The following is a 23,891-nucleotide window of genomic DNA, read 5'->3' as shown; positions in this document are numbered from 1 at the left end:
GCACCCCGGTGGCCGTGGGGCCGGCTTGCGCGGCCCGGCGCTTACGGGTTGCCGCCTGGGCCCACCCGTGCCGCCCTGCGGCACGACTGCCCGCAGGCGGCGGCGCGCCCCCGGGGGGCGCGGGGAACGGCGCGCCCGGCGACGGTGTTGGCCGCACCCGGCGTACAACAGTCCCCGGCACCCCGGTGGCCGTGGGGCCGGCTTGCGCGGCCCGGCGCTTACGGGTTGCCGCCTGGGCCCACCCGTGCCGCCCTGCGGCACGACTGCCCGCAGACGGCGGCGCCCCCCAAAGGGGCGCGGGGAACTGCGCGGCTGGGAGGGGGCCGCCCGCACGCCGAAGTCACGCCGCGTTGATCAGCGCCCGCATGACCCGTAGGTCGTCCCCCATCTCCGGGTGCCACTGGACGCCCAGAACCCACGCCGGCGCCGGAAGTTCCACCGCCTCCACCGTGCCGTCCTCCGCGTACGCCGACGGGATCAGCCCCCTGCCGAGCCGGTCCACCGCCTGGTGGTGGTAGGTCGGGACCGACGTCTGCTCCGGGGCGAGGCCCCCGTAGAGGGTGCCGGGCACCGGCTTCACCGGGTGGCGCGCGAAGACCCCCGGCACCTCGGCGTGGCCGTCGACGTGCTGGAACAGCGTGCCCCCCAGGGCGACGTTCAGCAGCTGCATGCCCCGGCAGATGCCGAGCAGCGGCACCCCCCGCTCCAGCGCGGCCGCGATCAGCGCCAGTTCCCAGGCGTCCCGGGCCCGGGCGGGCGGCCCGGTGCGCGGGTCGGGCTCGGCGCCGTAGCGGACGGGCTCCACGTCGGGGCCGCCCGCGACGACCAGGCCGTCGAGACGGGCCACGGCGGCCTCCGCGTGTTCCGGCGCGTCCGGCGGGAGCATGGCGGCCAGTCCGCCCGCCCGCTGCACCAGCCGCGGATAGCCGGCCGGCAGCAGCGCGGCGTCCAGCTGCCACACGCCCCACCGCACGCCGGACTCCGCGTACGTACTGATGCCGATCAGTGGCCTGCCCGACACCCGGGCACCTCCCTCTTCCTCAGTCCCGTGCCAGCTCCGCCTCGGCCGCGGCCAGTGCCGCGAACTCCTCCTCCGGCGCCTTCGCCACCAGGTGCTTGCGGCTGTACAGCCCGAAGTACGCCAGCGCCACGATGTACACCGCCAGTGCGATGAACGCCGCCGTCACGTCCACCAGGAACGTCGCCACCAGCGCCGCGCAGGCCAGCACCAGCGCCGCCGACGAGGTCAGCACCCCGCCCGGCGTCCGGTACGGCCGGGGCAGCTCCGGCTCCCGGCGCCGCAGCACGATGTGCGACAGCGACATCAGCGCGTAGGAGATCGTCGCACCGAACACCGCGATGTTCAGCATGCGCGCCCCGTTGCCCGTGCTCGCGGCGAGCGCGAACCCGATGGCGCCCGGGACCACCAGACCGAGGTACGGCGCCCGCCGGCTGCTGGTCAGGGACAGGAACCTGGGCAGGTAGCCCGCCCGGGACAGCGCGAACAGCTGCCGCGAACCGGCGTAGATCAGCGAGAAGAACGAGGCGACGAGCCCCGCGAGGCCCGCGTAGTTCACGATGCGGCTCAGCACCGTCGCCTCGCCGTCCGGCTGGAGCGCCTCCACCAGCGGGTTGCCCGCGTCCTGGACCGCCGCCGAACCGCGCGCCCCGGCCGCCGTGAAGAAGGTCATCAAGGCCAGCACCACCAGGATGCCCATCGACCAGCGGATCGCGCGCGGCAGCGTGCGGGCCGGTTCCCGGGTCTCCTCGGCGGCCAGCGGCACGCCCTCCACGCCGAGGAAGAACCACATGCCGAACGGGAACGCCGCCCAGATCCCCAGCAGCCCCATCGGCAGCCAGGAACTCGCGCCCAGCGCCTCGGAGTCCACCGGGATGTCGTCCAGCGAGGAGGCGTCGAACTCGGGCAGCGCCGCCAGCGCGAACACCACCAGTGCCGCCACCGCGATACCGGTGACGACGAAGCTGAACCGCAGCGCCTCGCCCACGCCCCACAGGTGGATGCCGATGAAAATGACGAAGCAGGCCAGGTAGACCGGCCAGCCCGACTCCAGGCCGAACAGACCGAGCGACTCGACGTAGTCGCCGATGAAGATGGAGATCGCGGCGGGGGCGAGGACGTACTCGATGAGGATCGCCGTGCCGGTGAGGAAGCCGCCCCACGGCCCGAGCGCCCGGCGGGCGAAGCCGTAGCCGCCGCCCGCCGTGGGCAGGATCGACGACAGCTCGGCGAGCGCGAACACCATGCAGGTGTACATGGCGCCCATCAGGACCATGGCGATGGCCAGACCACCGAAGCCGCCCTCGGCCAGGCCGAAGTTCCAGCCGGAGTAGTCGCCGGAGACGACGTACGCGACGCCGAGGCCGGTCAGCAGCAGCCAGCCCGCGCTGCCCCGGCGCAGTTTCCGGCGCTCCAGGTAGTCGTCGGGCTCACCGGCGGGTTCACGGGATGCGGATGGAAGGCTCACGGCACGGCTCCCCAGGAGGCGGTGTGGCGCGGACGATGGTAATGGAACGGACCCAGACCTTTGTGGGCCCATACCTTCGTGGCGTACCCGACGCGCGCGCAACCCCCGTGCGTTAAGCCGCGGTAAACCCTGCCCCGGTCCGTCGCGCGCCACACCGTCAGGCGAGGAACCCCCGCAACAGCGCCGCCGTCCCCGCACAGTGCTCCCGCATCACCTCACGCGCTCCGTCCGCGTCCCCCTCGAGCACCGCCTCCACCAGCGCCGCGTGCTGCCGCTGCGAGTGCTCCAGGTTGCGCACCAGCAGCGGGATGCAGTCCAGCAGGTCGTTCACCGAAGCCCGGACGGCCGCGTACTGCGCGGTCAGCGAGGGAGAGCCGGACAGCTCCGCCAGGGTGAGGTGGAACAGCGTGTCCGCCCGCCGGTAGTCGCCCAGCGGCGCCTCCTGCGTGCCGGCCAGCGCCTCCCGCAGCCGCCCCGCCCGCCCCTCCGTCAGCCCGTGCGCCGCGCAGAGCCCCGCCGCGCCCACCTCCAGCACCTCCCGGAAGCGCAGCACGTCCTCGATGTCCACCTCGGCGATCCGCCGCCGCAGCTCCTCCTCGCCGGTGTCCGTCGGCCGGGGCAGTACGAACGTCCCGCCGTACCGGCCGCGCCGCGACTCCACCAGGCCCTGGTCCTGGAGCACCTTCAGCACCTCGCGCAGTGTCACCCGGCTGATCCCCAGCCGCTCCGCCAGCTCCCGCTCGGCCGGCAGCCGCTCCCCGCCCGCCACCAGCCCGAGCCGCACCACCTGGAGGATCTGCTCCAGCGCCTCCTCGAAGCCGTTGCCCGCACGGACCTGCCGCAGCACCGGCGCCAGCCGGTCCCCGACCGCGCCGACCGCATCCTTGGGCATCTGGTCGCGCCCCCTTCCCAAGCAATGGTTCCCGGCAATACCTTATGGCTCCCGGCTGACCGAAGAAGCCCCAGGAGGCCCTCCCGTGGCAGACCGCACACCCCCGCTCGCCGTCGAGGAGCTGCACGCCCTCGTCGCGAGCGGCGAGATCGACACTGTCGTCCTGGCCTTCCCCGACATGCAAGGGCGGCTTCAGGGCAAGCGGTTCGCCGCGCGCTTCTTCCTCGACGAGGTCCTCCGCCACGGCACCGAGGGCTGCAACTACCTGCTCGCCGTCGACGCCGACATGAACACCGTCGACGGCTACGCCATGTCCTCCTGGGAGACCGGCTACGGCGACTTCGCCATGTACCCGGACCTCGACACCCTGCGCAGGGTCCCCTGGAACGAGGGCACCGCGATGGTCACCGCCGACCTCGCCTGGGCCGACGGCTCCCCGGTGGCCGCCGCGCCCCGGCAGATACTGCGCCGGCAGCTCGACCGGCTCGCCGCCCTCGGCTACACCGCCCAGGCCGGTACCGAGCTGGAGTTCATCGTCTTCAAGGACACCTACGAACAGGCCTGGGACTCCGGCTACCGCGGCCTCACCCCGGCCAACCAGTACAACGTCGACTACTCCGTCCTCGGCACCGGACGCATCGAGCCCCTGCTGCGCCGCATCCGCAACGAGATGGCCGGCGCCGGCCTCACCGTCGAGTCCGCCAAGGGCGAGTGCAACCCCGGCCAGCACGAGATCGCCTTCCGCTACGACGAGGCCCTGGTCACCTGCGACCAGCACGCGGTCTACAAGACCGGCGCCAAGGAGATCGCCGCCCAGGAGGGCGTCTCCCTCACCTTCATGGCCAAGTACAACGAACGCGAGGGCAACTCCTGCCACATCCACCTCTCGCTCGCCGACCTCGGCGGTGACAGCGCCATGCCGGACTCCCCGGAGGACCCGGACAGCATGTCCGAGGTGATGCGCCACTTCCTCGCCGGGCAGCTCGCCGCGCTCCGCGAGTTCTCCCTGCTCTACGCCCCCCACATCAACAGCTACAAGCGGTTCCAGCCGGGCTCCTTCGCCCCGACCGCCGTCGCCTGGGGCCACGACAACCGCACCTGCGCGCTGCGCGTCGTCGGCCACGGCCGCTCCCTGCGCTTCGAGAACCGGCTGCCCGGTGGCGACGTCAACCCCTACCTCGCCGTCGCCGGCATGGTCGCCGCCGGCCTGCACGGCATCGAGCAGCGCCTGGAACTGCCCGAGCCCTGTGCGGGCAACGCCTACACCGCCGGCTTCGACCACGTCCCGACGATCCTGCGCGAGGCCGCCGAGCTGTGGGAGCACAGCGAGATCGCCAAGGCGGCCTTCGGCGAGGAGGTCGTCGCCCACTACCGCAACATGGCGCGCGTCGAGATCGACGCCTTCGACGCCGCGGTCACCGACTGGGAGCTGCGCCGCTCCTTCGAACGCATGTGAGGCCCCGAGTGTCCGACCAGCCCGCCGAGCTCCAGGTGCGCAACCCCGCCACCGAGGAGGTCATCGCCACCGTCCCGGCCGCGAGCCCCGCCGACGTGGACTCCGCCGTCGCCCGCGCGGCCCGCGCGCAGACCGCCTGGGCCGCCCTCGCGCCCGGCGAACGCGCCCGCCTGCTGCGGCGGTTCGCCGCCGCCGTCGACGACCACGTCGAGGAACTCGCCCGGCTGGAGGTCCGCGAGGCCGGCCACACCCTCGGCAACGCCCGCTGGGAGGCCGGCAACGTCCGCGACCTGCTCGACTACGCGGCCGGGGGAGTGGAACGCCTCACCGGCCGGCAGATCCCCGTCCCGGGCGGCGTCGACGTCACCTTCCTCGAACCGCTCGGCGTCGTCGGCGTCATCGCCCCCTGGAACTTCCCCATGCCCATCGCGGCCTGGGGCACCGCACCCGCCCTCGCCGCCGGCAACGCGGTCCTCCTCAAACCTGCCGAGACCACCCCCCTCACCGCCCTGCGTCTCGCGGAACTCGCCCTGGAGGCCGGGCTCCCCGAGGGCCTGTTCCAGGTGCTCCCCGGACACGGCCCGGTCACCGGCAACGCCCTGGTCGAACACCCCTGCGTCGCCAAGATCGTGTTCACCGGGTCCACGGCCGTCGGCAAGCGGGTGTGGGCCAAGGGGGCGGACCACCTCAAGCGGGTCACCCTCGAACTCGGCGGCAAGAGCCCCAACATCGTCTTCGCCGACGCCGACCTGGAGGCCGCCGCGGCCGCCGCCCCCCTGTCCTTCCTCGACAACGCCGGACAGGACTGCTGCGCCCGCACCCGCATCCTCGTCGAACGGACCGCGTACGACCGGTTCCTGGAACTGCTCGCCCCCGCGATCGAGGCCGTCCGCGTCGGCGACCCGGGCCGTGACGAGGACGTCGACATGGGCCCGCTGATCTCCCGCAGCCAGCTCGACCGCGTCCGCTCCTACGTCCCCGACACCCTCGACGGCATCCGCGGCAAGGCGCCCGAGGGCCCCGGCTACTGGTTCCCGCCCACCGTCCTGACCGGTGTGGGCCCCCAGGACCCGGTCGCCGTGGAGGAGGTCTTCGGCCCCGTCGCCGTCGTCCTCCCCTTCGACGACGAGGCCGACGCCGTCCGCCTCGCCAACGCCACCGACTACGGCCTCGCCGGCTCCCTGTGGACCCGTGACGTCGGCCGCGCCCTGCGCGTCTCGCGTGCCGTGCGCGCGGGCAACCTGTCGGTCAACTCGCATTCGAGTGTGCGTTATTGGACCCCCTTCGGCGGCTTCAAGCAGTCCGGCGTGGGCCGCGAACTGGGCCCGGACGCCCTGACCGCCTTCACCGAAACCAAGAACGTCTTCATCAGCACGGAGGCCTGACCGCACATGAGCGAGGACATCATCTGCCGCCGCCTGACCGGCCGCACCGCCGTCGTCACCGGAGCCGGCAGCGGCATCGGGCTCGCCTCCGCGCGCCGCCTCGCCTCCGAGGGGGCGAACGTGGTCTGCGCGGACGTCGACGAGGTACGAGGCAAGGCCGCCGCCGAGGAGACCGGCGGGATCTTCGTCAACACCGACGTCACCGACCCCGAGCAGGTCGAGGTGCTGTTCCGTACCGCGTACGAGACGTACGGCAGCGTCGACGTCGCCTTCAACAACGCGGGGATCTCACCGCCCGACGACGACTCCATCCTGGAGACGGGCCTGGAGGCGTGGAAACGCGTCCAGGAGGTCAACCTCACCTCCGTCTACCTGTGCTGCAAGGCCGCCATCCCCTACATGCGGGAGCAGCGCAGGGGCTCCATCATCAACACCGCGTCCTTCGTCGCCCGGATGGGCGCGGCCACCTCGCAGATCTCGTACACGGCCTCCAAGGGCGGCGTCCTCGCCATGTCCCGCGAGCTCGGCGTGCAGTTCGCCCGGGAGGGCATCCGGGTCAACGCGCTGTGCCCCGGACCGGTCAACACCCCGTTGCTGCAGGAGCTGTTCGCCAAGGACCCGGAGCGGGCCGCGCGCCGGCTGGTGCACATCCCGCTCGGCCGGTTCGCCGAGGCCGAGGAGATCGCCGCCGCCGTCGCCTTCCTGGCCAGCGACGACTCGTCGTTCGTCAACGCGACCGACTTCCTCGTCGACGGCGGCATCTCGGGGGCGTACGTCACACCGCTGTAGCGGGCGGCACGAGGTGACGGCGCCCGTCGTTACAGTGCCTGGATGAGCCTGACGCCGCCGCCCGGCTGGTACCGCGACCCGCACGCCCCCCACCTGGAGTGCTGGTGGGACGGCACGGCGTGGACCGAACACCGGCGGACACCGGCGGTCGGGCCCGCGCCGGCGTCCGGGGAGGGCGGCTTCGGTGCGCCGAGCGCCCCTCACACGGCGGGCGCCCCTCACACGGCGGGCGCGCCGGGTATGCCGGGCCCGTACGGGGCTGCGGGAGGCTTCGGTCCTCCGGCCCCGCCCGGTGGTGGCGGGACCGGCGGCTCGGGCGGGTCAGGCGGGGCCAAGGCTGTCGCGCTGACCGCCGCCGGGGCCGTGCTGGTGGCCGCCGTCGTCGCCGGGGCGGTCCTGCTCACCGGCGGCGAGGACGACCCCCGCGCCGTGACCCTTCCGACCTCCACGGTCTCCGCCCCGGAGACCGAGCCGACGTCCCCGACCCCCTCACCCTCCACGTCCGAGCCCGGACCCGAGGACGAAGGGGTCGTCGAGGACGAGCTCAACGGTGTCACCTTCCCGCTCCTCGACGGCTGGGTGCGGCCGCAGCACGTGGTCGAGAAGGACGCCGTCATGACCACCGACGGCACCCACGACTGCCCCGGCGAGGGCTCGCTCTGCCGCGGCGGCCTCGTCCTCTCCCGCACGGTGACCGCGACCGACGAGTCCTCGCCCCGGGCGCTCGCCGAGGCGGACATCTCCGACGCGGCCGAGGCGGCCTTCGACGAGGACACCCTCGGCAACCGCCCCTACGGCGGCATGAAGTCCCACCAGGTCCTCGAGGCGGGCCCGGTCGCGGTGGCGGGCCGCGCCGGATACCTCGTGCGCTGGCGGGTGACCACCGGCAAGGGCCCCGGCGGCTACGTGCAGTCGCTGGTGTTCCCGTCCAGCGTCGGCACCGAGTCCCCGGTCCTCGTCCGGTTCGTCTTCGAGGCCGGCCCCGACGGCCCGCCCCTCGCCGACATGGACCGCATCACCAAGGGCATCCGCTCGGTCGCCGACCAGGCCTCCGGCGGCGGGGTCGGCAGCAGTATCGGCCCGGAGGACTGAGGCCGGGCCACTACAGGAACGTCCGCCCCTCGCCCCGGTAGGTCGGCACGGTCGCCGTCACGGCGTCCCCCTCGACCAGGTGCAGCGCGTCGAACCGTTCGCACAGCTCGCCCGCCTTGGCGTGCCGGAACCACACCTTGTCGCCGATCAGCAGATCGTCCGCGACCGGCCCCAGCAGCGGCGTCTGCACCTCGCCGGCTCCCTCCTGCGGGTCGTGGCGCAGGCCCTCGGGCAGGTACGGCACGGGCAGCCGGTCCGCGCCGGGAGCGCCGGAGGCCGGATAGCCGCCGCCCAGCACCGTGACCACGCCGACCCCGGGCCGCCGTACCACCGGCAGGGCGAACAGCGCGGCCGGACGGCCCGTGAACGACGTGTAGTTGTCGAAAAGGCGCGGCACGTACAGCCCCGACCCGGCCGCGATCTCGGTCACCGCGTCCTCCGCCGCCGTGTGCTGCACGCTGCCCGTGCCGCCGCCGTTGACGAACTCCAGGTCCGGCACGACCTCGCGCACCGCCCGCACCACCGCGGCCCGCCGCTCGGCGAGTTCACGGCGCGCGGCGGCCTGCATCAGCCGCACCGCGCGGGACCGCAGCGGCCGCCCGGCCACCGCGTCCCCGACCCCGGCGACATGCCCCTCGTACGCCATGATCCCGACGACCTTGAACCCCGGCCGGCGGGCCACCGCGCGGGCCACCTCGGCGACCTGGGCGGGGGAGTGCAGCGGGGAGCGCCGGGCGCCGACCCGCACCCGCCCGCCCAGCAGCCTGAGCGACGTGTCCAACTCCAGGCACACCCGCACCACTTCGCCGCCGCCGTCCCGCGCGGCGTCGATCAGGTCCAGCTGCGCCGGGTCGTCGACCATCACGGTGACGGCCGCGGCGAGCTTGGGGTCGGCGGCGAGTTCGGCGTACCCGACGCGGTCGGCCGACGGGTAGGCGAGCAGGACGTCGTCGAAGCCGGAGCGGGCCAGCCACAGCGACTCGGCGAGGGTGAACGACATGATCCCGGCGAACCCCTCGCGGGCCAGGACCCGTTCGAGCAGCGCCCGGCAGCGCACGGACTTGCTGGCGACCCGGATCGGCTTGCCCCCGGCACGGCGGACCAGATCGTCCGCGTTGGCGTCGAAGGCATCGAGATCCACGATCGCGACGGGGGCGTCGAGCTGGGCGGTGGCCCGATCGTAACGGGCCCGGTCGGCGGCGCGCGCAGTCATGACCGAAGCCTGCCAGACCGGATTACCGCAGGGTAGAGGGACGTTCCGGGCAGATGCCGCGGGCCTGCGGACTGGTTCCCGTTCGGCGCGCCGCACGCCGTAGAGTGACGCGCACGCACGGCGGCACGGGGCCGGCCCGGTCGTCCGGGCGGATGACGCGCCTGCCGTACGGGTATCTGTGCCCGGGACGCGTCCGCGCCCGGCCACGGGGCAGCGATACACCGGCCGCGGACGAGGTCCGGCCCGGGCACGAGGAAACGGGGGGTGCATGAGCACGGAAGCGCGCCGCGCCTCCTTCCCCCCACGCCCCTCGGTCCCGCCGCGCCCGGCCCAGCCCCCGGCCCCCGCCTCCCCGCCCGACGCCAGCGCGCGCACCTCGGGCGGCCCTGGCCTCTTCGACCCCCGGACCCCGCGCGCCTCCGAACCCGTCGAACCCGCCGAGCGGACGGCGGACGGACGCGAGGGCGACGCGCCGGGCGTGCCGGCCGACGTCCCTGCGGCGCCCGGTGTTCCCGGGGGGACGGGGGCGGCCGGCCGAACGCGGGGCACCGTTCCGGACCCCGCTCCCCGAACGCCGGAAGCGCCAAGTCCCCGTCGGGAGACGACCGGTCACGGCGCTGACGTCCCGCGCCCGCGCTTCCCCCGCATCGGCACCACCGGCACCGACAGCCCCGCCTCTGCCGCACCCCCGCCGCAGGCCTCCGCCCGGTTCCCCGACGCCCCGCCCACCGTCGGCCGGGGCATGCCCTCGCCGGACGCCGCGCCTCCCGCCCCCTCGGCACCTCCGCGTCCCGCCGTACGCCCCGCCCCCTCCGTACCTCCGCGTCCGGCCGTACGCCCCGGCGCCCAGACCCCGTCGGAGACGACGGCCCGGCTGCGCGCCGTACCCCCCGCCGCCCCCGAGGCCCCGACGGCACCCCCGGCCCGCGGCACCGCGCCCGCCGACCGCACCGCGCCCGCCGACCGCACCGGCACCCCCGCCCCGTCCCGCGCCGCCGAACCGGACCCCGCGCTGTCCTGGAGCGCCCCCATGGCGCCCGGCGGCGTCCCCGGCGGGCGCCCCACCGTGATCTCCTTCGGCGAGCCCGAGCGGTACGACGGGGGCGGACCGTCACGCCCGTTCGCCCGGCGCACCCGTGCGCAGATCGTGGCCGCCGCGGTCTGCCTGGTCCTCGGCACCGGCCTGATCGGCGGCGCCGTCACCGGCGCCTGGCTCGCCGACGGCCCCGAGGGACCCGGCACCCGCCACGCGTTCACCGTCGCCGGGGACCTGTGGCACGACGTCCCCGTCGACCAGCTGTTCCCGCCCACCGTCCAGGGCGGGGGAGCGGGCCCCGGCGAGGCCGACCGGGTCTGGACCCGGATCGCCGTCGCCCCCGACAGCGGCTGCAAGGGCGCCTTCGACGCCCTCCTCACCCGCGTCCTCACCCCCGTCGGCTGCGAGCGCCTGCTGCGCGCCACCTACACCGACGCCACCCAGAGCCACGTCACCACCGTCGGCCTGCTGTTCACCGAGGCCGACGCGGCCGGCATGAAGGCCCTGGCCGGCCGCTTCGACCGCGAACGCCTGGACCGCCGCGGCGACCTCGTCCCGCTGCCGTACGCCGCAAAGGGCACCGCGGCCGAGGGCTTCGGCCCCGGACAGCGCGCCTCCTGGGCGATCTCCGTGCTCACCGACGCCCCCGTGGTCGTCTACGCCGTCTCCGGCTGGGCCGACGGCCGTACCGTCGACGAGCCCCAGCCCGCCGAGGACGCCATGCGGTCCGGAGCCACCACCGCCCCCGCCCAGGCGGGCCTCGGCCACGAGGCCCGGGGCCTCGCCGACCGGTTCGAACGCGCCCTGCGCAAGCGGGCCGGAAGCGCCACGGAGCGTCCGTCATGAGGAAGCGCCCCGCCGCCCTCGGCGGCCTGCTCGCCGCCGCCCTGGTGCTGGTCCCCGTGACCGCCGCGCACGCCGACGCCATCCGCGACCGGCAGTGGGGCCTCGACGCCCTGCACGCCGACCGGGCCTGGAACACCACGCGCGGCGCGGGCGTCACCGTCGCCGTCCTGGACACCGGGGTCGAGGCCGACCACCCCGACCTCGACGGCAACGTCCTGGCCGGCAAGGACCTGGTGGGCTTCGGCGCCCGCGAGGGCGACGAGGCCTGGGCCCGCCACGGCACCGCCATGGCCGGCATCATCGCCGGTCACGGCCACGGCCCGGGCAACGGCGACGGCGTCCTGGGTGTCGCCCCCGAAGCGAAGATCCTCCCCGTCCGCGTCATCCTCGAGGACAAGGACCCGGCCCGCGCCAAGGCCCGCAGCACCCGCGGCAACGCTCTCGCCGAAGGCATCCGCTGGGCCGCCGACCACGGCGCCGACGTCATCAACCTCTCCCTCGGCGACGACTCCGCCTCCGCGCACCCCGAACCCGGCGAGGACGAGGCCATCCAGTACGCCCTGCGCAAGGGCGTGGTCGTCGTCGCCTCCGCGGGCAACGGCGGCGACAAGGGCGACCGGATCAGCTACCCGGCGGCCTACCCGGGCGTCATCGCCGCCACCGCCGTCGACCGCTACGGCACCCGCGCCCCCTTCTCCACCCGCCGCTGGTACGCCACCGTCAGCGCCCCCGGCGTCGACGTGATCATCGCCGACCCCGACCACAAGTACTACGAGGGCTGGGGCACCAGCGCCGCCGCCGCGTTCGTCTCCGGTTCCGTCGCCCTGGTGAGGTCGGCGCACCCGGACCTGACCCCGGCCCAGATCAAGCGGCTCCTGGAGGACACCGCCCGCAACGCCCCCGCCGCCGGCCGCGACGACTCCCGCGGCTTCGGCTTCGTCGACCCGGCCGCCGCGATCGAGGCCGCCGGCCGGCTGAAGCCCGAGGGCCTGAAGGCGGCGGCCTACGGGGACGAGTACTTCGGCCCCGGCCCGGACGCCGGCACCTCCGGCGACGACACCGCCGACTGGGCCGCGCCCCTGGCGGGCGGCGCCGGCGGCGTGCTGCTGGTCGCCGCGGTGGTCCTCTGGCGCGCCCGCCGCCCCGAGAACGAGACCTTCTAGAAGCGCCCCGCCAGCACGTCCACGGCCTCCCGCGCCGCCTCCTCCACCCGCGCCACTCCCTCCGCCATCGACGCGTGCCCGTCCGACAGCACCGCCACCGCGCACACGCGCCCGCCGGCCGTCACGCACCCCGTGCTGTTCACGACCCACAGGCCGGTCGCGTCCCGGGGCAGCCAGCCGTTCTTCACGGCCCACCCGGTGCCCGGGTCGGCCACGGCCGGCACGCCCCAGGCCTGCTCCGGCACGACCTGCTTCATCAGGCCCCGTACGTACGTCCGCGCCGGCGCGTCCAGGACCGCGTCCGCCTCCCCGCCCGGGGCGAAGATCGTCCGCAGCAGCGCCACCCGGTCCCCGGCAGTGGTCCGGGTCAGCCCCCAGCGCGCGTCGGCCACGGTGCGGGTGAGGCCCAGCCGGGCGTTCGCCGCGTCCAGCCCCGCCGCCCGCCCCACCCCCTGCCACAGCGCCGTCGCCGCGTCGTTGTCGCTGCGCACGATCATCGCCTCCGCGTGCGCCCGCTCGGCGGCGGTGGGATCCCGGCCCGCGTCCCGCGCGCCGAGCAGCAGCGCGGTCAGGACGTCCACCTTCACCACGCTCGCGGTCACGAAGACACCCTCGCCCGAGGCGTACGTCTCCCCGCTCGCCAGATCCAGCGCCGCCGCCGACACCCTCGGCCCGTCCGTCACCTCGCGCTCCCTCCCGCCCGCGTCCGGGCGTCCCCCGCACGGCCGCTAAGGTCGGTGACCGTGGCGAACAAGAACATTCCCGACTCCCCCTTCCGCGACGACGACGGAACCGCCGACCCCCGGCTGAGCGCCGCGCTCGCCGCCTGGGCGGAGGACGGCAACGCCGTCGGACCGGTCCTGGAAGCCCTCAAGGACGCCCGGCTGCTCGTGCCCGTCGTGGCCCTGCTCGGCGAGGTGGAGGAGGATGAGCACGGGCTGCGCCGCGAGAAGACCAGCGACATGGCCGTGCCCACCCTGAAGGCCGGCGGGCGCACCGCGCTGCCCGCGTTCACCTCCACCGACGCGCTCGCCCGCTGGGACGCGGACGCCCGCCCCGTCGCGGTACCGCTGCACCAGGCGCTCCGGGCCGCCGCGCACGAGAAGGCGGACACGGTGGTCCTCGACCTCGCCGGTCCCGTGCCCTTCGAACTGACCGGGCCCACGCTGCTCGCCCTCGCCGAGGGCCGCACCAGCACCGACCCGCTCCGGGACCCCGCCGTCGTCGAGGCGGTACGGGCCGCCGTCGCCGCCGAGCCCGCCGTGCTGCGCGCCCACCTCGGGCCGGGGCAGGCCGACGGCACCCTCGCCCTGGTCCTCGACCCGGCCGCGCAGGTCGCCGAGGCCGCCCGCGCCGTGGCGCAGCGGCTCGCCGCCGACGAGACACTGAGGGCCCGCCTGGTGCGCGGCCTCGACCTGGCAGTCCTGCCGGCCGAGGCGACGCCGCCCGGCGAGCCCCTGTACGTACGTAGCTGAGAGGACGGAGCGGGCGCCCCGGCGATGGGGCGCCCGACGGTCAGCCGTAGATCGCGCCCGTGTACTTCTCGCCCGGCCCCTGGCCCGGCTCGTCCGGGACCACGGAGGCCTCGCGGAAGGCGAGCTGCAGCGACTTCAGGCCGTCCCGCAGCGGCGCCGCGTGGAAGGAACTGATCTCGGTCGCCGAGGCGTCCAGCAGACCGGCCAGCGCGTGCACCAGCTTGCGGGCCTCGTCCAGGTCCTTGTGCTGGTCGCCCTCCTCGGTCAGACCGAGCTTCACGGCGGCGGCGCTCATCAGGTTGACGGCGACCGTCACGATCACCTCGACCGCCGGGACCTCCGCGATGTCGCGGGCCATGGCGTCGAAGTCGGGGTTGCCGGGGGTCTCGGGGGTGTCCGAGGGGGAGGTCTCACTCATGCCCCACACGATAGGCGGTGGCGTCCGGCGCCCTCCGGTTAGCCCTTGTCAAGCGATCCTGGTAATCTGGTGGGCGACCGGTCGGACCCGTATGCCTCACGGCGCACAGGCCCGGCCCACAAGTGGAGGCCTTGAACTCCCACCTGGCCGCCCTCAGGGCGGCGGGTCACCGGTCAGGCGGTCCCGTCCCCGAGTCGGCGATCAGCCCGAAAGCGCGCCCCGCGGTCCCCGCGGCGGTGCTCCGGTAGTTCGAGGAGCCCCGCCTGTGATCGTCCGGGGCATTTTTTGTGTTTCGGCGCGGTTAGGTCTCACAAGAACTACAGACGTTACGCGGCTGTCCGCCAGACCGTCGCGTGGTGCTACCGAGGAGGATCCATCAGCGCCGAGCCCCGCATCAACGACCGGATTCGCGTTCCCGAGGTGCGACTTGTCGGTCCCAGCGGCGAGCAGGTCGGGATTGTCCCGCTTGCCAAGGCCCTGGAGCTTGCGCAGGAGTACGACCTCGACCTCGTGGAGGTCGCGGCGAACGCCCGTCCGCCCGTGTGCAAGCTCATGGACTACGGGAAGTTCAAGTACGAGTCGGCCATGAAGGCCCGTGAGGCGCGCAAGAACCAGGCGCACACGGTCATCAAGGAGATGAAGCTCCGGCCGAAGATCGACCCGCACGACTACGACACCAAGAAGGGTCACGTCGTCCGGTTCCTCAAGCAGGGCGACAAGGTCAAGATCACGATCATGTTCCGTGGTCGCGAGCAGTCCCGGCCGGAGCTCGGCTACCGACTGCTGCAGCGTCTCGCGGAGGACGTGGCCGACCTCGGGTTCGTGGAGTCGAACCCGAAGCAGGACGGCCGCAACATGATCATGGTTCTCGGTCCGCACAAGAAGAAGACCGAGGCGATGGCCGAGGCCCGCCAGGCACAGGAAGCCCGCAAGGCAGAAGCGAAGGCCAACCCCGGCAAGTCGCAGAACGCCGCGGACGCGGACTCCGTCCAGGCGGCCGAGGAGCCGGCCGAGGCGTGACTCCCCGGGGCGCCAGCCCCAGGAAGCAACCCGAACAAGTACGACGCTCCACCGTGCCCGGTTTCACGACCGGGCACAGGAGCGCCACCGACGAGGAGAGAACGGCGCTATGCCGAAGAACAAGTCGCACAGCGGTGCCAGCAAGCGCTTCAAGATCACCGGCTCCGGCAAGGTGCTCCGCGAGCGTGCCGGCAAGCGCCACCTGCTCGAGCACAAGTCGTCCCGCGTGACGCGTCGCCTCACCGGCAACGCCGAGATGGCCCCGGGCGACGCCGCGAAGATCAAGAAGCTTCTCGGCAAGTGACGCCCCGGCGCGCGAGCGCCGTACGTACGTCAGACCGGGACCCAATCGATTTCGGGCCGTGCGAGCACCACCACGGCCCCGCTACAAGGAGTTAACAAGTGGCACGCGTCAAGCGGGCAGTCAACGCCCACAAGAAGCGCCGGGCGATCCTCGAGCAGGCCTCCGGCTACCGCGGTCAGCGTTCGCGCCTGTACCGCAAGGCCAAGGAGCAGGTCACCCACTCGCTGGTCTACAACTACAACGACCGCAAGAAGCGCAAGGGCGACTTCCGTCAGCTGTGGATCCAGCGCATCAACGCCGCTGCCCGCGCCAACGGCATCACCTACAACCGCTTCATCCAGGGTCTGAAGGCCGCCAACGTCGAGGTCGACCGCAAGATCCTGGCCGAGCTGGCCGTCAACGACGCCACCGCCTTCGCCGCGCTCGTCGAGGTCGCGCAGAAGGCGCTGCCGGCGGACGTGAACGCGCCCAAGGCTGCGTGAGGTCGTCGGCCTCGGCCGACGTTCTCTTCTCGGGACCCGCAGGCTTCGGCCTGCGGGTCCCGTTGTTGTCGTTGCCCTCGGCCGGGTCGTCGGCTGCGGGTTCGTCGTGGCTGGTCGCGCAGTTCCCCGCGCCCCTGAGGGTGTTGTGCCGGCCCTCGGTCGAGAAGTTGAAGGTGACTGAAATGGTGTCCGCTGGTCCTGAGCTGATCTCTCCCCGTTCCGGTCGGGTGAGTGCCGCGCGGCGGCTCGCCAGGCGGAACTTCCGGGGGAAGGAACGGCTGTTCCTCGCCGAGGGGCCGCAGGCCGTCCGGGAGGCCGCCGCGCACCGTACCGGGGACACCGCCACGCTCGTCGAGCTGTTCGCCACCCCCGAGGCCGCCGAGCGCTACGCCGACATCATCGGCGCCGCCCGGGACGCCGGCGCCCGCGTCCACCTCGCCTCCGAGCAGGTCGTCGCCGACATCTCCACCACCGTCACCCCGCAGGGCCTGGTGGGCGTGTGCCGTTTCCTGGACACCCCCTTCGAGGAGATCCTCGCCGCCCGCCCCCGCCTGGTCGCCGTCCTCGCCAACGTGCGCGACCCCGGCAACGCCGGCACCGTACTGCGCTGCGCCGACGCCGCCGGGGCCGACGCCGTCGTCCTCACCGACGCCTCCGTCGACCTGTACAACCCCAAGGCCGTCCGCGCCTCCGTCGGCTCCCACTTCCACCTGCCCGTCGCCGTGAACGTGCCCGTCGAGCGGGCCGTCGCCGGACTGCGCGACGCCGGCGTACGGCTGCTCGCCGCGGACGGGGCGGGCGACCGGGACCTCGACGAGGAGCTAGACAAGGGCACCATGGGCGGCCCCACCGCCTGGGTCTTCGGCAACGAGGCGTGGGGGTTGCCCGACGAGACCCGTGCCCTCACCGACGCCGTCGTCCGGGTGCCCATCCACGGAAAGGCGGAGAGTCTGAACCTCGCCACCGCCGCCGCCGTATGTCTCTACGCGTCGGCACGTGCACAGCGCGCCGCCGGAGGGTCCCGTTCCGTCACCGGGAGCTAGTAGGCTGACCAGCTCGGGGACCCTCCCCAAGCTCTCGGCCGGGGCCCGAGGACGGGGCGCCCCGAGGACGTTCCGAGAGGTGGGGTACGGGGATGAGCGTCGGCACGAGCAGCGCACCGGGAGCACAGCGCACGGAGCGCCCGCCCGCGCCCCGGCCCGGTGACCTCGCCGGCCTCGGCATCGACCCCGACCAGCTGCCCGACGGACTCGTCGTCGCCGACGAGCACGGACGGGTGATCTGCTTCAACGCCGCCGCCGTCCGCATCACCGCCGTCCCCGCCGAGCAGGCCCTCGGCCGGTCCCTGGAGACCGCGCTGCCGTTAGAGGACCTGGAGGGCCGCCGCTGGTGGCAGCTCACCGATCCCTACGGCGGCCTCGCCATCCGGGTCGGCCAGCCCGAGCGCAACCTCCTGCTGCCCGGCGGCCGTGAGGTCCTGGTCTCCGCCCGCTACGTCCGCACCCGCCCCACCGGACCCGTCCGCCGTGTCGTCGTCACCCTGCGCGACACCGAGGCACGCCGCCGCACCGAGCGCAGCCACGCCGAGCTGATCGCGACCGTCGCGCACGAACTGCGCTCCCCGCTCACCTCGGTCAAGGGCTTCACCGCCACCCTCCTCGCCAAGTGGGAACGCTTCACCGACGACCAGAAGCGGCTCATGCTGGAGACCGTCGACGCCGACGCCGACCGCGTCACCCGGCTGATCGCCGAGCTGCTCGACATATCCCGCATCGACTCCGGGCGCCTGGAGGTGCGCCGCCAGCCCGTCGACATCGGGGCCGCCGTGGGCCGGCACATCCAGGCGCACGTCGCCGCCGGGCAGGCGGCCGACCGGTTCCTGCTGCGGGTGCAGCACCCCCTGCCCGCGCTGTGGGCCGATCCCGACAAGATCGACCAGGTGCTGAGCAACCTGCTGGAAAATGCCGTGCGTCACGGCGAGGGAACCGTCACCATCGACATCACACCCTCGGCGTCCCCGCGTGACCGCGAGCACGCCGAACCCGCAGCCACGTCGGTCACCGTCAGCGACGAGGGGCCCGGCATCCCGGAGGAGTCCATGAACCGCGTCTTCACCCGCTTCTGGCGGGGCAGCAAGCGCGGCGGCACGGGCCTCGGGCTGTACATCGTCAAGGGCATCGTCGAGGCCCACGGCGGCACCATCACGGTCGGACGCGCCCCCGGCGGCGGCGCCGAGTTCCGATTTACGTTGCCCGTGGCGGCCCCCGCGTATCTCACCTGAGACGCAGGCGGCCCCCACGGGCGCCTTCGCGTTCCCCCACCCCGTTAGACTCGGCCTTTGGCACCTTTGCGTCCCGAGGACGGACAGCCGCGACGCCGAGCAGACGCGCGACGGACCATTCGTCCACGAGTCGATGACGGGGACCATCAGCCAGCCAACCGGAAGCACGGGAAGAGATGTCGGCACCGAATAAGTCGTACGACCCTGTCGAGGTCGAGGCGTTGAAACCGGAAGAGATCGAGCGCATGCGGGACGAGGCGCTCGCCGCCTTCGCCGCCGCGGACTCCCTCGACGCGCTCCAGGAGGCCAAGGTCGCGCACACCGGCGGCACGTCCCCGCTGGCCCTGGCCAACCGCGAGATCGGCGCCCTGCCCCCGCACGCCAAGGCCGACGCCGGCAAGCGCGTCGGCCAGGCGCGTGGTGCCGTGAACAAGGCGTTCGCCACCCGCCAGGCCGAGCTGGAGGCCGAGCGCGACGCGCGCGTCCTGGTCGAGGAGGCCGTGGACGTCACGCTGCCCCACGACCGCGTCCCGGCCGGCGCCCGGCACCCGCTCACCACCCTCTCCGAGCGCATCGAGGACATCTTCGTGGCCATGGGCTACGAGGTCGCCGAGGGCCCCGAGGTCGAGGCCGAGTGGTTCAACTTCGACGCGCTGAACATCGGCCCGGACCACCCGGCCCGCGGCGAGGCCGACACCTTCTTCGTGCGGGGCCCGGAAGGCGGCACCGAGTCCGGTGTCGTGCTGCGCACCCATACCTCGCCCGTGCAGGTCCGCTCCCTGCTCGACCGCGAGCTGCCGGTCTACGTGATCTGCCCCGGCCGGGTCTACCGCACCGACGAGCTGGACGCCACGCACACGCCGGTGTTCCACCAGGTCGAGCTGCTCGCCGTGGACGAGGGCCTGACCATGGCGGACCTCAAGGGCACCCTGGACCACATGGTGCAGTCGCTGTTCGGCGCGGAGATGAAGACCCGGCTGCGGCCGAACTTCTTCCCCTTCACCGAGCCGTCCGCCGAGATGGACATGCTCTGCTACGTCTGCAAGGGCGCGTCCGTCGGCAACCCCGACCGGCCCTGCCGCACCTGCTCCAGCGAGGGCTGGATCGAGCTCGGCGGCTGCGGCATGGTCAACCCGCGGGTGCTCACCGCCTGCGGCGTCGACCCGGAGAAGTACAGCGGCTTCGCCTTCGGGTTCGGCATCGAGCGGATGCTGATGTTCCGCCACAACGTCGAAGACATGCGAGACATGGTCGAGGGTGACGTCCGGTTCACCCGGCCGTTCGGGATGGAGATCTGATGCGGGTCCCGCTTTCCTGGCTGCGGGAGTACGTCGACCTGCCGGCCACCGAGACCGGCCGTGACGTACAGGCCAAGCTGATTTCGGCCGGCCTCGAGGTGGAGACCGTCGAGCACCTCGGCGCCGACCTCAAGGGCCCGCTCGTCGTCGGTCAGGTGCTGACCATCGAGGAGCTCGAGGGCTTCAAGAAGCCGATCCGCTTCTGCACCGTCGACGTGGGCCGGGCCAACGGCACCGGTGAGCCCCAGGAGATCGTCTGCGGCGCCCGCAACTTCGCCGTCGGCGACAAGGTCGTCGTGGTCCTGCCTGGCGCCACCCTGCCCGGCGGCTTCTCGATCTCCGCGCGCAAGACGTACGGCAAGACGTCCCACGGCATGATCTGCTCCAGCGACGAGCTGGGCATGGGCGACGACGGCACCCACGGCATCATCGTGCTGCCGCCGGAGACCGAGGTCGGCAAGGACGCCGTCGAGCTGCTCGAACTGGTCGACGAGGTCCTGGACATCGCCGTCACCGCCAACCGCGGCGACTGCCTGTCCATCCGCGGCGTGGCCCGCGAGACCGCCATCGCCTACGGCCTGCCGCTGCGCGACCCGGCGCTGCTCGACGTACCCGGCCCGAACGCCTTCGGCTACCCGGTGAAGGTCTCCGACCCGGCCGGCTGCGACCGCTTCACCGCCCGCACGGTGACCGGCCTCAGCCCCGAGGCGCGCTCCCCGATCTGGCTCCAGCGCCGCCTGCAGAAGGTCGGCATGCGGCCGATCTCGCTCGCCGTCGACGTCACCAACTACGTGATGATGGAGCTCGGCCAGCCGTTGCACGCCTACGACCGCGACCAGGTCCAGGGCACCATCGGCGTCCGCCGCGCCCAGGAGGGCGAGAAGATCGTCACCCTCGACGGCGTCGAGCGGAAGCTGCACGCCGAGGACCTCGTCATCACCGACGACCGCGGTCCGATCGGCCTGGCCGGCGTCATGGGCGGCGCCGACACCGAGATCGCCGACCACGACGACGTCGAGAAGTCGACCGGCGACGTGGTCATCGAGGCCGCCCACTTCGACCAGGTGTCCATCGCGCGTACCGCCCGTCGCCACAAGCTGTCCTCCGAGGCCTCCCGCCGCTTCGAGCGTGGCGTGGACCCACAGGCCGCGGCGGCCGCCGCGCAGCGCACCGTCGACCTGCTGGTGCTGCTCGCGGGCGGCACCGCCGAGGCGGGCGTCACCGAGGTCATCGCCCCGAGCGCGCCGCACACCATCACGGTCTCCGCCGACCACGCGGACAAGGTCGCCGGTGTGGCCTACGGCCGGGAGACCGTCGTCCGCCGCCTCCAGGAGGTCGGCTGCGACGTCTACGGCCAGGACGAGCTGATCGTGACCGTCCCGTCGTGGCGGCCCGACCTGACCGACCCGAACGACCTCGCCGAGGAGGTCATCCGGCTGGAGGGTTACGAGAACCTGCCCTCCACCCTGCCCAGGCCGCCCGCCGGCCGGGGACTGACCGGCCGCCAGCGGCTGCACCGCCGGATCGGGCGGGCGCTGGCCGGGGCCGGTTACGTGGAGGCGCCGAACTACCCGTTCGTCAGCGAGCAGGTCTTCGACCAGCTCGGCCTGGACGCCGACGACCCGGCCCGCCGTGTGGTCAAGCTGGTCAACCCGCTCAGCGACGAGGAGCCGGCGCTGCGCACCTCGCTGCTGCCGGGGCTGCTGGCCGCGCTGCGCCGCAACGACGGCCGCGGCTCGCACGACCTGGCGCTGTTCGAGACCGGCCTGGTCTTCCAGCCGCGGGACACGGCGAGGACCGCCGCGGACCTGTCCGTCGACCGTCGGCCGAGCACGGACGACATCGCCGCGCTGAACGCCGCGCTGCCCGACCAGCCCCGGCACGTCGCCGTGGTCATGGCCGGGGCCCGCGAGCAGGCCGGCTGGTGGGGCAAGGGCCGCCCGGCCGACTGGGCCGACGCGGTCGAGGCCGCCCGGACCGTCGCCCGTGAGGCCGGCGCCGAACTCGGCATCCGCAAGGGGCAGTACGGGCCGTGGCACCCGGGCCGTTGCGCCGAGCTGACCGCGACCGTCGACGGCACCGAGCGCGTCGTCGGCCACGCCGGTGAGCTGCACCCGCGTGTGCTGAAGGCGCTGGGCCTGCCCGCGCGCGCCTGCGCGATGGAGCTGGACCTGGACGTCCTGGAGCGGATCGGCGACACCGTCCCGCAGGCGCCGTCCATCTCCACCTTCCCGGTCGCCACGCAGGACGTCGCGCTGGTCGTCGACGCGTTCGTGCCCGCCGCGGACGTGGAGGCCGCGCTGCGCGAGGGCGCCGGGGAACTGCTGGAGTCCATCCGGCTGTTCGACGTCTACGAGAACGCCGAGCAGCTGGGCGAGGGCCGGAAGTCGCTGGCGTACGCGCTGCGCTTCCGCGCGGACGACCGCACGCTGACCGTCGACGAGGCGTCGGCGGCCCGCGAGGCGGCCGTCGCCCTGGCGACGGACCGCACCGGAGCGGTACTCCGCGGCTGACGCCGTGCGCCCTCCCGCGTTCGCGCAGGGGCCGGTCACAAGGCAGCCGCCTTGCGACCGGCCCCTCGTGTGTTCGGGGGCGGGGGCGGGGCGGGGTGGGGGCGTTGGGGCTCCGGGGCTTCTCAGGGGCCGGAGGGACGGTTCCGCTTTGGGCATATGCGGGGGCGGGCGCGGGCATGTCAGGGCTGGTCAGCAGGCGGAACATCGGCCTCCTACCGGTTACTCACTCGTTCGGGTGACTGAGCCGGGTGATGCGACCGGATCGGGGGCAACGCTCGACAGAATCGGACCGGCCTCTCGAGGCCGGTCTGCGCTGTCCGGGCCTATTTGGGGGGCCATCGGCATGATCCGCTTCAAGCCCGGGGCTCCCCGAGGGGTGCGACCCCGGCTCCTGTCACGGGTGCGCTCCCTCGCCGTACCCACGGCCTGGGGCGCCGTCGCCGTCGTCTACCGGCTGACCTGCCCGCTCGCCCAGGACGACGCCATCGGCGCGCGCCTGGTCAGCAGCGCTGTCCTGTGCACGGCCGGCACCGGCATCGTGCTGCACATCCGGCGCCGCATGCTGCGCGAGGTACGGCACGCCCGGCGGATCGCCGAGGCCGCGCAGAGCGTGCTGCTGCGGCCCCCACCGCCCCGGGTCGACGGGCTGGCCGTCGCCGCCGTCCATCTCTCCGCCGACCGGGGAGCCCGGATCGGCGGCGACCTGTACGAGGTGACGGCCACCGAGCACGGCGTACGGGCGGTCATCGGTGACGTCCGCGGCCATGGCCTCGGCGCCGTCCGCACCGGCGCCGCCGTCCTCGGCAGTTTCCGCGAGGCCGCCCACGACGAGCCGGACCTGGCCGGGGTGCTGCGCCGGCTGGAGCGGGCCCTGGACCGGCATCTGCGCGAGCAGGCGCACGGCGAGCGCGACATCGGGGACGGTGCCACCCCGGCCGCCGAGGAGTTCGTCACCGTCCTGCTGCTGGAGATCCTCCCGGACGGTGAGGTACGCGCCCTCAACTGCGGTCACCCCTGGCCGTACGTGCTGACCGGCGCGGGCGCGGAACCGCTGGCCGTGGCCGAGCCCCTCCCGCCCCTCGGCCCGTTCCCGCTCCCCGGCGAGCTGCCCACCACGGCCTGCGGCCGGCTGCTCCCCGGCGACACCCTGGTCCTGCACACCGACGGCGCGGAGGAGGCCCGCGACGCCGAGGGCCGCTTCTTCCCGCTGCGGGGCGTCCTCGCCGAGGCAGCGCGCGAGTGTCCACAGACTCCCCAGGCCGTACTGCGGACGGTCCTCGCGGCGCTGCTGCGGCACACCGCCGGTCCGCCGAAGGACGACGTGGCGCTGCTGATCCTCAGGAACGAGCGCTGCTCCCCGTCCGCGCACCAGTCCCACGGCGTCCCCCGCTCGGCCACCGCCGACCGCTAGGGTTCCTCGTCCGGATCAGGAACCCCGCGAGCCAGGCCCGGTCCGATCGAAAGACGCCGAGAGCCACGCCCGGTCGGATCGAAAGACGCCGCGAGTCAGCCCGGTCCGAACGGCGGCCCTCTGGGGCGGCACACGAGGCCGGCGGGCCGTCCGCCCGGCCACGGAGTGTCGGGCAGGCAGCCGGGCGGACGGCGGGAAAACGGGCCGCCGCACTGTACGAGGGGGAGCCGGCGGCCCGGCCGGCCTCTTTCGAGGCATTTCAGTCAACCGGCCGGGCACGCTCCGCGACAGTGCGTGCACACTACGGATGCGGGCACTCCGTTCACACCCC

Annotated in this window: 21 protein-coding genes; 15 read left to right on the top strand and 6 right to left on the bottom strand. The window is 73.9% G+C overall.

Annotated elements, in window-relative coordinates; all coding sequences use genetic code 11:
• Positions 1 to 340 precede the first annotated feature (340 nt).
• The 3 genes from ACIF8S_RS23770 to ACIF8S_RS23760 all read right to left on the bottom strand — a co-directional run bounded on the left by ACIF8S_RS23770 (position 341) and on the right by ACIF8S_RS23760 (position 3,378).
• Positions 341 to 1,021 (bottom strand): gamma-glutamyl-gamma-aminobutyrate hydrolase family protein, encoded by a 681-nt coding sequence (locus ACIF8S_RS23770; RefSeq protein ID WP_400001540.1) that lies wholly within the window; start codon positions 1,019 to 1,021, stop codon positions 341 to 343.
• Between the two features lie 19 nt (positions 1,022 to 1,040).
• Positions 1,041 to 2,558: an ethanolamine permease gene (gene eat, locus ACIF8S_RS23765; protein WP_400001538.1), complete on the bottom strand. Its 1,518-nt coding sequence runs from the start codon at positions 2,556 to 2,558 to the stop codon at positions 1,041 to 1,043.
• 85 nt (positions 2,559 to 2,643) lie between these two features.
• Positions 2,644 to 3,378, bottom strand: a complete 735-nt coding sequence (locus ACIF8S_RS23760) for a FadR/GntR family transcriptional regulator (protein ID WP_400001537.1) — start codon at positions 3,376 to 3,378, stop codon at positions 2,644 to 2,646.
• Positions 3,379 to 3,463: 85 nt separating this feature from the next.
• Between ACIF8S_RS23760 and ACIF8S_RS23755 the strand changes: the two genes are divergently transcribed.
• From ACIF8S_RS23755 to ACIF8S_RS23740, 4 genes are read left to right on the top strand one after another with little or no spacing between them, the layout of a single operon-like run.
• A complete protein-coding gene (locus ACIF8S_RS23755; RefSeq protein ID WP_400001535.1) occupies positions 3,464 to 4,834 on the top strand; it encodes a glutamine synthetase family protein in 1,371 nt (456 codons plus the stop codon).
• 8 nt (positions 4,835 to 4,842) lie between these two features.
• Complete coding sequence (locus ACIF8S_RS23750; RefSeq protein WP_400001534.1) at positions 4,843 to 6,219, top strand: aldehyde dehydrogenase family protein; 1,377 nt, start codon at positions 4,843 to 4,845, stop codon at positions 6,217 to 6,219.
• 6 nt (positions 6,220 to 6,225) lie between these two features.
• A complete protein-coding gene (locus ACIF8S_RS23745; RefSeq protein ID WP_400001532.1) occupies positions 6,226 to 7,008 on the top strand; it encodes a 3-oxoacyl-ACP reductase in 783 nt (260 codons plus the stop codon).
• 48 nt (positions 7,009 to 7,056) lie between these two features.
• On the top strand, positions 7,057 to 8,100 hold the full coding sequence (locus ACIF8S_RS23740; RefSeq protein WP_400001588.1) for a DUF2510 domain-containing protein: 1,044 nt from the start codon (positions 7,057 to 7,059) through the stop codon (positions 8,098 to 8,100).
• 10 nt (positions 8,101 to 8,110) lie between these two features.
• Here the strand turns inward: ACIF8S_RS23740 and ACIF8S_RS23735 are convergent, their stop codons facing one another.
• Positions 8,111 to 9,313, bottom strand: coding sequence for an amino acid deaminase/aldolase (locus ACIF8S_RS23735; protein ID WP_400001530.1), 1,203 nt, complete (start codon positions 9,311 to 9,313; stop codon positions 8,111 to 8,113).
• A gap of 742 nt (positions 9,314 to 10,055) precedes the next feature.
• On the opposite strand from ACIF8S_RS23735, the gene ACIF8S_RS23730 reads away from it, so the two are divergent.
• Positions 10,056 to 11,195, top strand: coding sequence for a hypothetical protein (locus ACIF8S_RS23730; protein ID WP_400001528.1), 1,140 nt, complete (start codon positions 10,056 to 10,058; stop codon positions 11,193 to 11,195).
• Entirely contained in the window at positions 11,192 to 12,358 is a 1,167-nt protein-coding gene (mycP, locus tag ACIF8S_RS23725) for a type VII secretion-associated serine protease mycosin (protein WP_400001527.1), read from the top strand. Before ACIF8S_RS23730 ends, mycP begins: the two co-directional genes overlap by 4 nt.
• Here the strand turns inward: mycP and ACIF8S_RS23720 are convergent.
• Entirely contained in the window at positions 12,355 to 13,041 is a 687-nt protein-coding gene (locus tag ACIF8S_RS23720; protein WP_400001524.1) for a serine hydrolase, read from the bottom strand. The genes mycP and ACIF8S_RS23720 overlap by 4 nt on opposite strands.
• A gap of 60 nt (positions 13,042 to 13,101) precedes the next feature.
• Here ACIF8S_RS23720 and ACIF8S_RS23715 point away from each other — a divergent pair, with 60 nt between their 5' ends.
• Entirely contained in the window at positions 13,102 to 13,833 is a 732-nt protein-coding gene (locus ACIF8S_RS23715; RefSeq protein WP_400001523.1) for an SseB family protein, read from the top strand.
• Between the two features lie 40 nt (positions 13,834 to 13,873).
• Here ACIF8S_RS23715 and ACIF8S_RS23710 read toward each other — a convergent pair whose 3' ends face one another.
• Positions 13,874 to 14,251, bottom strand: coding sequence for a DUF1844 domain-containing protein (locus ACIF8S_RS23710; protein ID WP_024885136.1), 378 nt, complete (start codon positions 14,249 to 14,251; stop codon positions 13,874 to 13,876).
• Positions 14,252 to 14,626: 375 nt separating this feature from the next.
• Between ACIF8S_RS23710 and infC the strand changes: the two genes are divergently transcribed.
• From infC to ACIF8S_RS23670, 8 genes are all read left to right on the top strand, one after another.
• Complete coding sequence (infC, locus tag ACIF8S_RS23705; RefSeq protein WP_078540917.1) at positions 14,627 to 15,271, top strand: translation initiation factor IF-3; 645 nt, start codon at positions 14,627 to 14,629, stop codon at positions 15,269 to 15,271.
• A gap of 109 nt (positions 15,272 to 15,380) precedes the next feature.
• A complete protein-coding gene (gene rpmI, locus ACIF8S_RS23700; RefSeq protein ID WP_003977225.1) occupies positions 15,381 to 15,575 on the top strand; it encodes a 50S ribosomal protein L35 in 195 nt (64 codons plus the stop codon).
• 98 nt (positions 15,576 to 15,673) lie between these two features.
• Positions 15,674 to 16,057, top strand: a complete 384-nt coding sequence (gene rplT, locus ACIF8S_RS23695) for a 50S ribosomal protein L20 (protein WP_004933571.1) — start codon at positions 15,674 to 15,676, stop codon at positions 16,055 to 16,057.
• 182 nt (positions 16,058 to 16,239) lie between these two features.
• A complete protein-coding gene (locus tag ACIF8S_RS23690) occupies positions 16,240 to 17,100 on the top strand; it encodes a TrmH family RNA methyltransferase (protein ID WP_400001520.1) in 861 nt (286 codons plus the stop codon).
• A 92-nt stretch (positions 17,101 to 17,192) separates the two neighbouring features.
• Positions 17,193 to 18,338: an ATP-binding protein gene (locus tag ACIF8S_RS23685; RefSeq protein ID WP_400001519.1), complete on the top strand. Its 1,146-nt coding sequence runs from the start codon at positions 17,193 to 17,195 to the stop codon at positions 18,336 to 18,338.
• A gap of 176 nt (positions 18,339 to 18,514) precedes the next feature.
• Positions 18,515 to 19,636 carry a phenylalanine--tRNA ligase subunit alpha gene (gene pheS / locus ACIF8S_RS23680; RefSeq protein WP_400001517.1) on the top strand — a complete coding sequence of 374 codons (1,122 nt, stop codon included), beginning with the start codon at positions 18,515 to 18,517 and terminating at the stop codon, positions 19,634 to 19,636.
• A complete protein-coding gene (pheT, locus tag ACIF8S_RS23675) occupies positions 19,636 to 22,149 on the top strand; it encodes a phenylalanine--tRNA ligase subunit beta (RefSeq protein ID WP_349790764.1) in 2,514 nt (837 codons plus the stop codon). Before pheS ends, pheT begins: the two co-directional genes overlap by 1 nt.
• Positions 22,150 to 22,492: 343 nt before the next feature.
• On the top strand, positions 22,493 to 23,560 hold the full coding sequence (locus tag ACIF8S_RS23670; protein WP_400001515.1) for a PP2C family protein-serine/threonine phosphatase: 1,068 nt from the start codon (positions 22,493 to 22,495) through the stop codon (positions 23,558 to 23,560).
• Positions 23,561 to 23,891 lie beyond the last annotated feature (331 nt).

This window comes from Streptomyces sp. NPDC085937 (assembly GCF_044540535.1).
Taxonomy (GTDB): domain Bacteria; phylum Actinomycetota; class Actinomycetes; order Streptomycetales; family Streptomycetaceae; genus Streptomyces.
Note: the sequence above shows the minus strand (reverse complement) of the source record. Positions and strands in the feature narration are given on the sequence as shown.

Coding starts and splice junctions, on each gene's coding strand:
- eat (WP_400001538.1), bottom strand. CDS start 2,558: ATGGGCCCACAAAGGTCTGGGTCCGTTCCATTACCATCGTCCGCGCCA.
- ACIF8S_RS23760 (WP_400001537.1), bottom strand. CDS start 3,378: ATGCCCAAGGATGCGGTCGGCGCGGTCGGGGACCGGCTGGCGCCGGTG.
- ACIF8S_RS23745 (WP_400001532.1), top strand. CDS start 6,226: ATGAGCGAGGACATCATCTGCCGCCGCCTGACCGGCCGCACCGCCGTC.
- ACIF8S_RS23735 (WP_400001530.1), bottom strand. CDS start 9,313: ATGACTGCGCGCGCCGCCGACCGGGCCCGTTACGATCGGGCCACCGCC.
- ACIF8S_RS23730 (WP_400001528.1), top strand. CDS start 10,056: ATGCCCTCGCCGGACGCCGCGCCTCCCGCCCCCTCGGCACCTCCGCGT.
- mycP (WP_400001527.1), top strand. CDS start 11,192: ATGAGGAAGCGCCCCGCCGCCCTCGGCGGCCTGCTCGCCGCCGCCCTG.
- ACIF8S_RS23710 (WP_024885136.1), bottom strand. CDS start 14,251: ATGAGTGAGACCTCCCCCTCGGACACCCCCGAGACCCCCGGCAACCCC.
- rpmI (WP_003977225.1), top strand. CDS start 15,381: ATGCCGAAGAACAAGTCGCACAGCGGTGCCAGCAAGCGCTTCAAGATC.
- ACIF8S_RS23690 (WP_400001520.1), top strand. CDS start 16,240: ATGGTGTCCGCTGGTCCTGAGCTGATCTCTCCCCGTTCCGGTCGGGTG.
- ACIF8S_RS23685 (WP_400001519.1), top strand. CDS start 17,193: ATGAGCGTCGGCACGAGCAGCGCACCGGGAGCACAGCGCACGGAGCGC.
- pheS (WP_400001517.1), top strand. CDS start 18,515: ATGTCGGCACCGAATAAGTCGTACGACCCTGTCGAGGTCGAGGCGTTG.
- pheT (WP_349790764.1), top strand. CDS start 19,636: ATGCGGGTCCCGCTTTCCTGGCTGCGGGAGTACGTCGACCTGCCGGCC.
- ACIF8S_RS23670 (WP_400001515.1), top strand. CDS start 22,493: ATGATCCGCTTCAAGCCCGGGGCTCCCCGAGGGGTGCGACCCCGGCTC.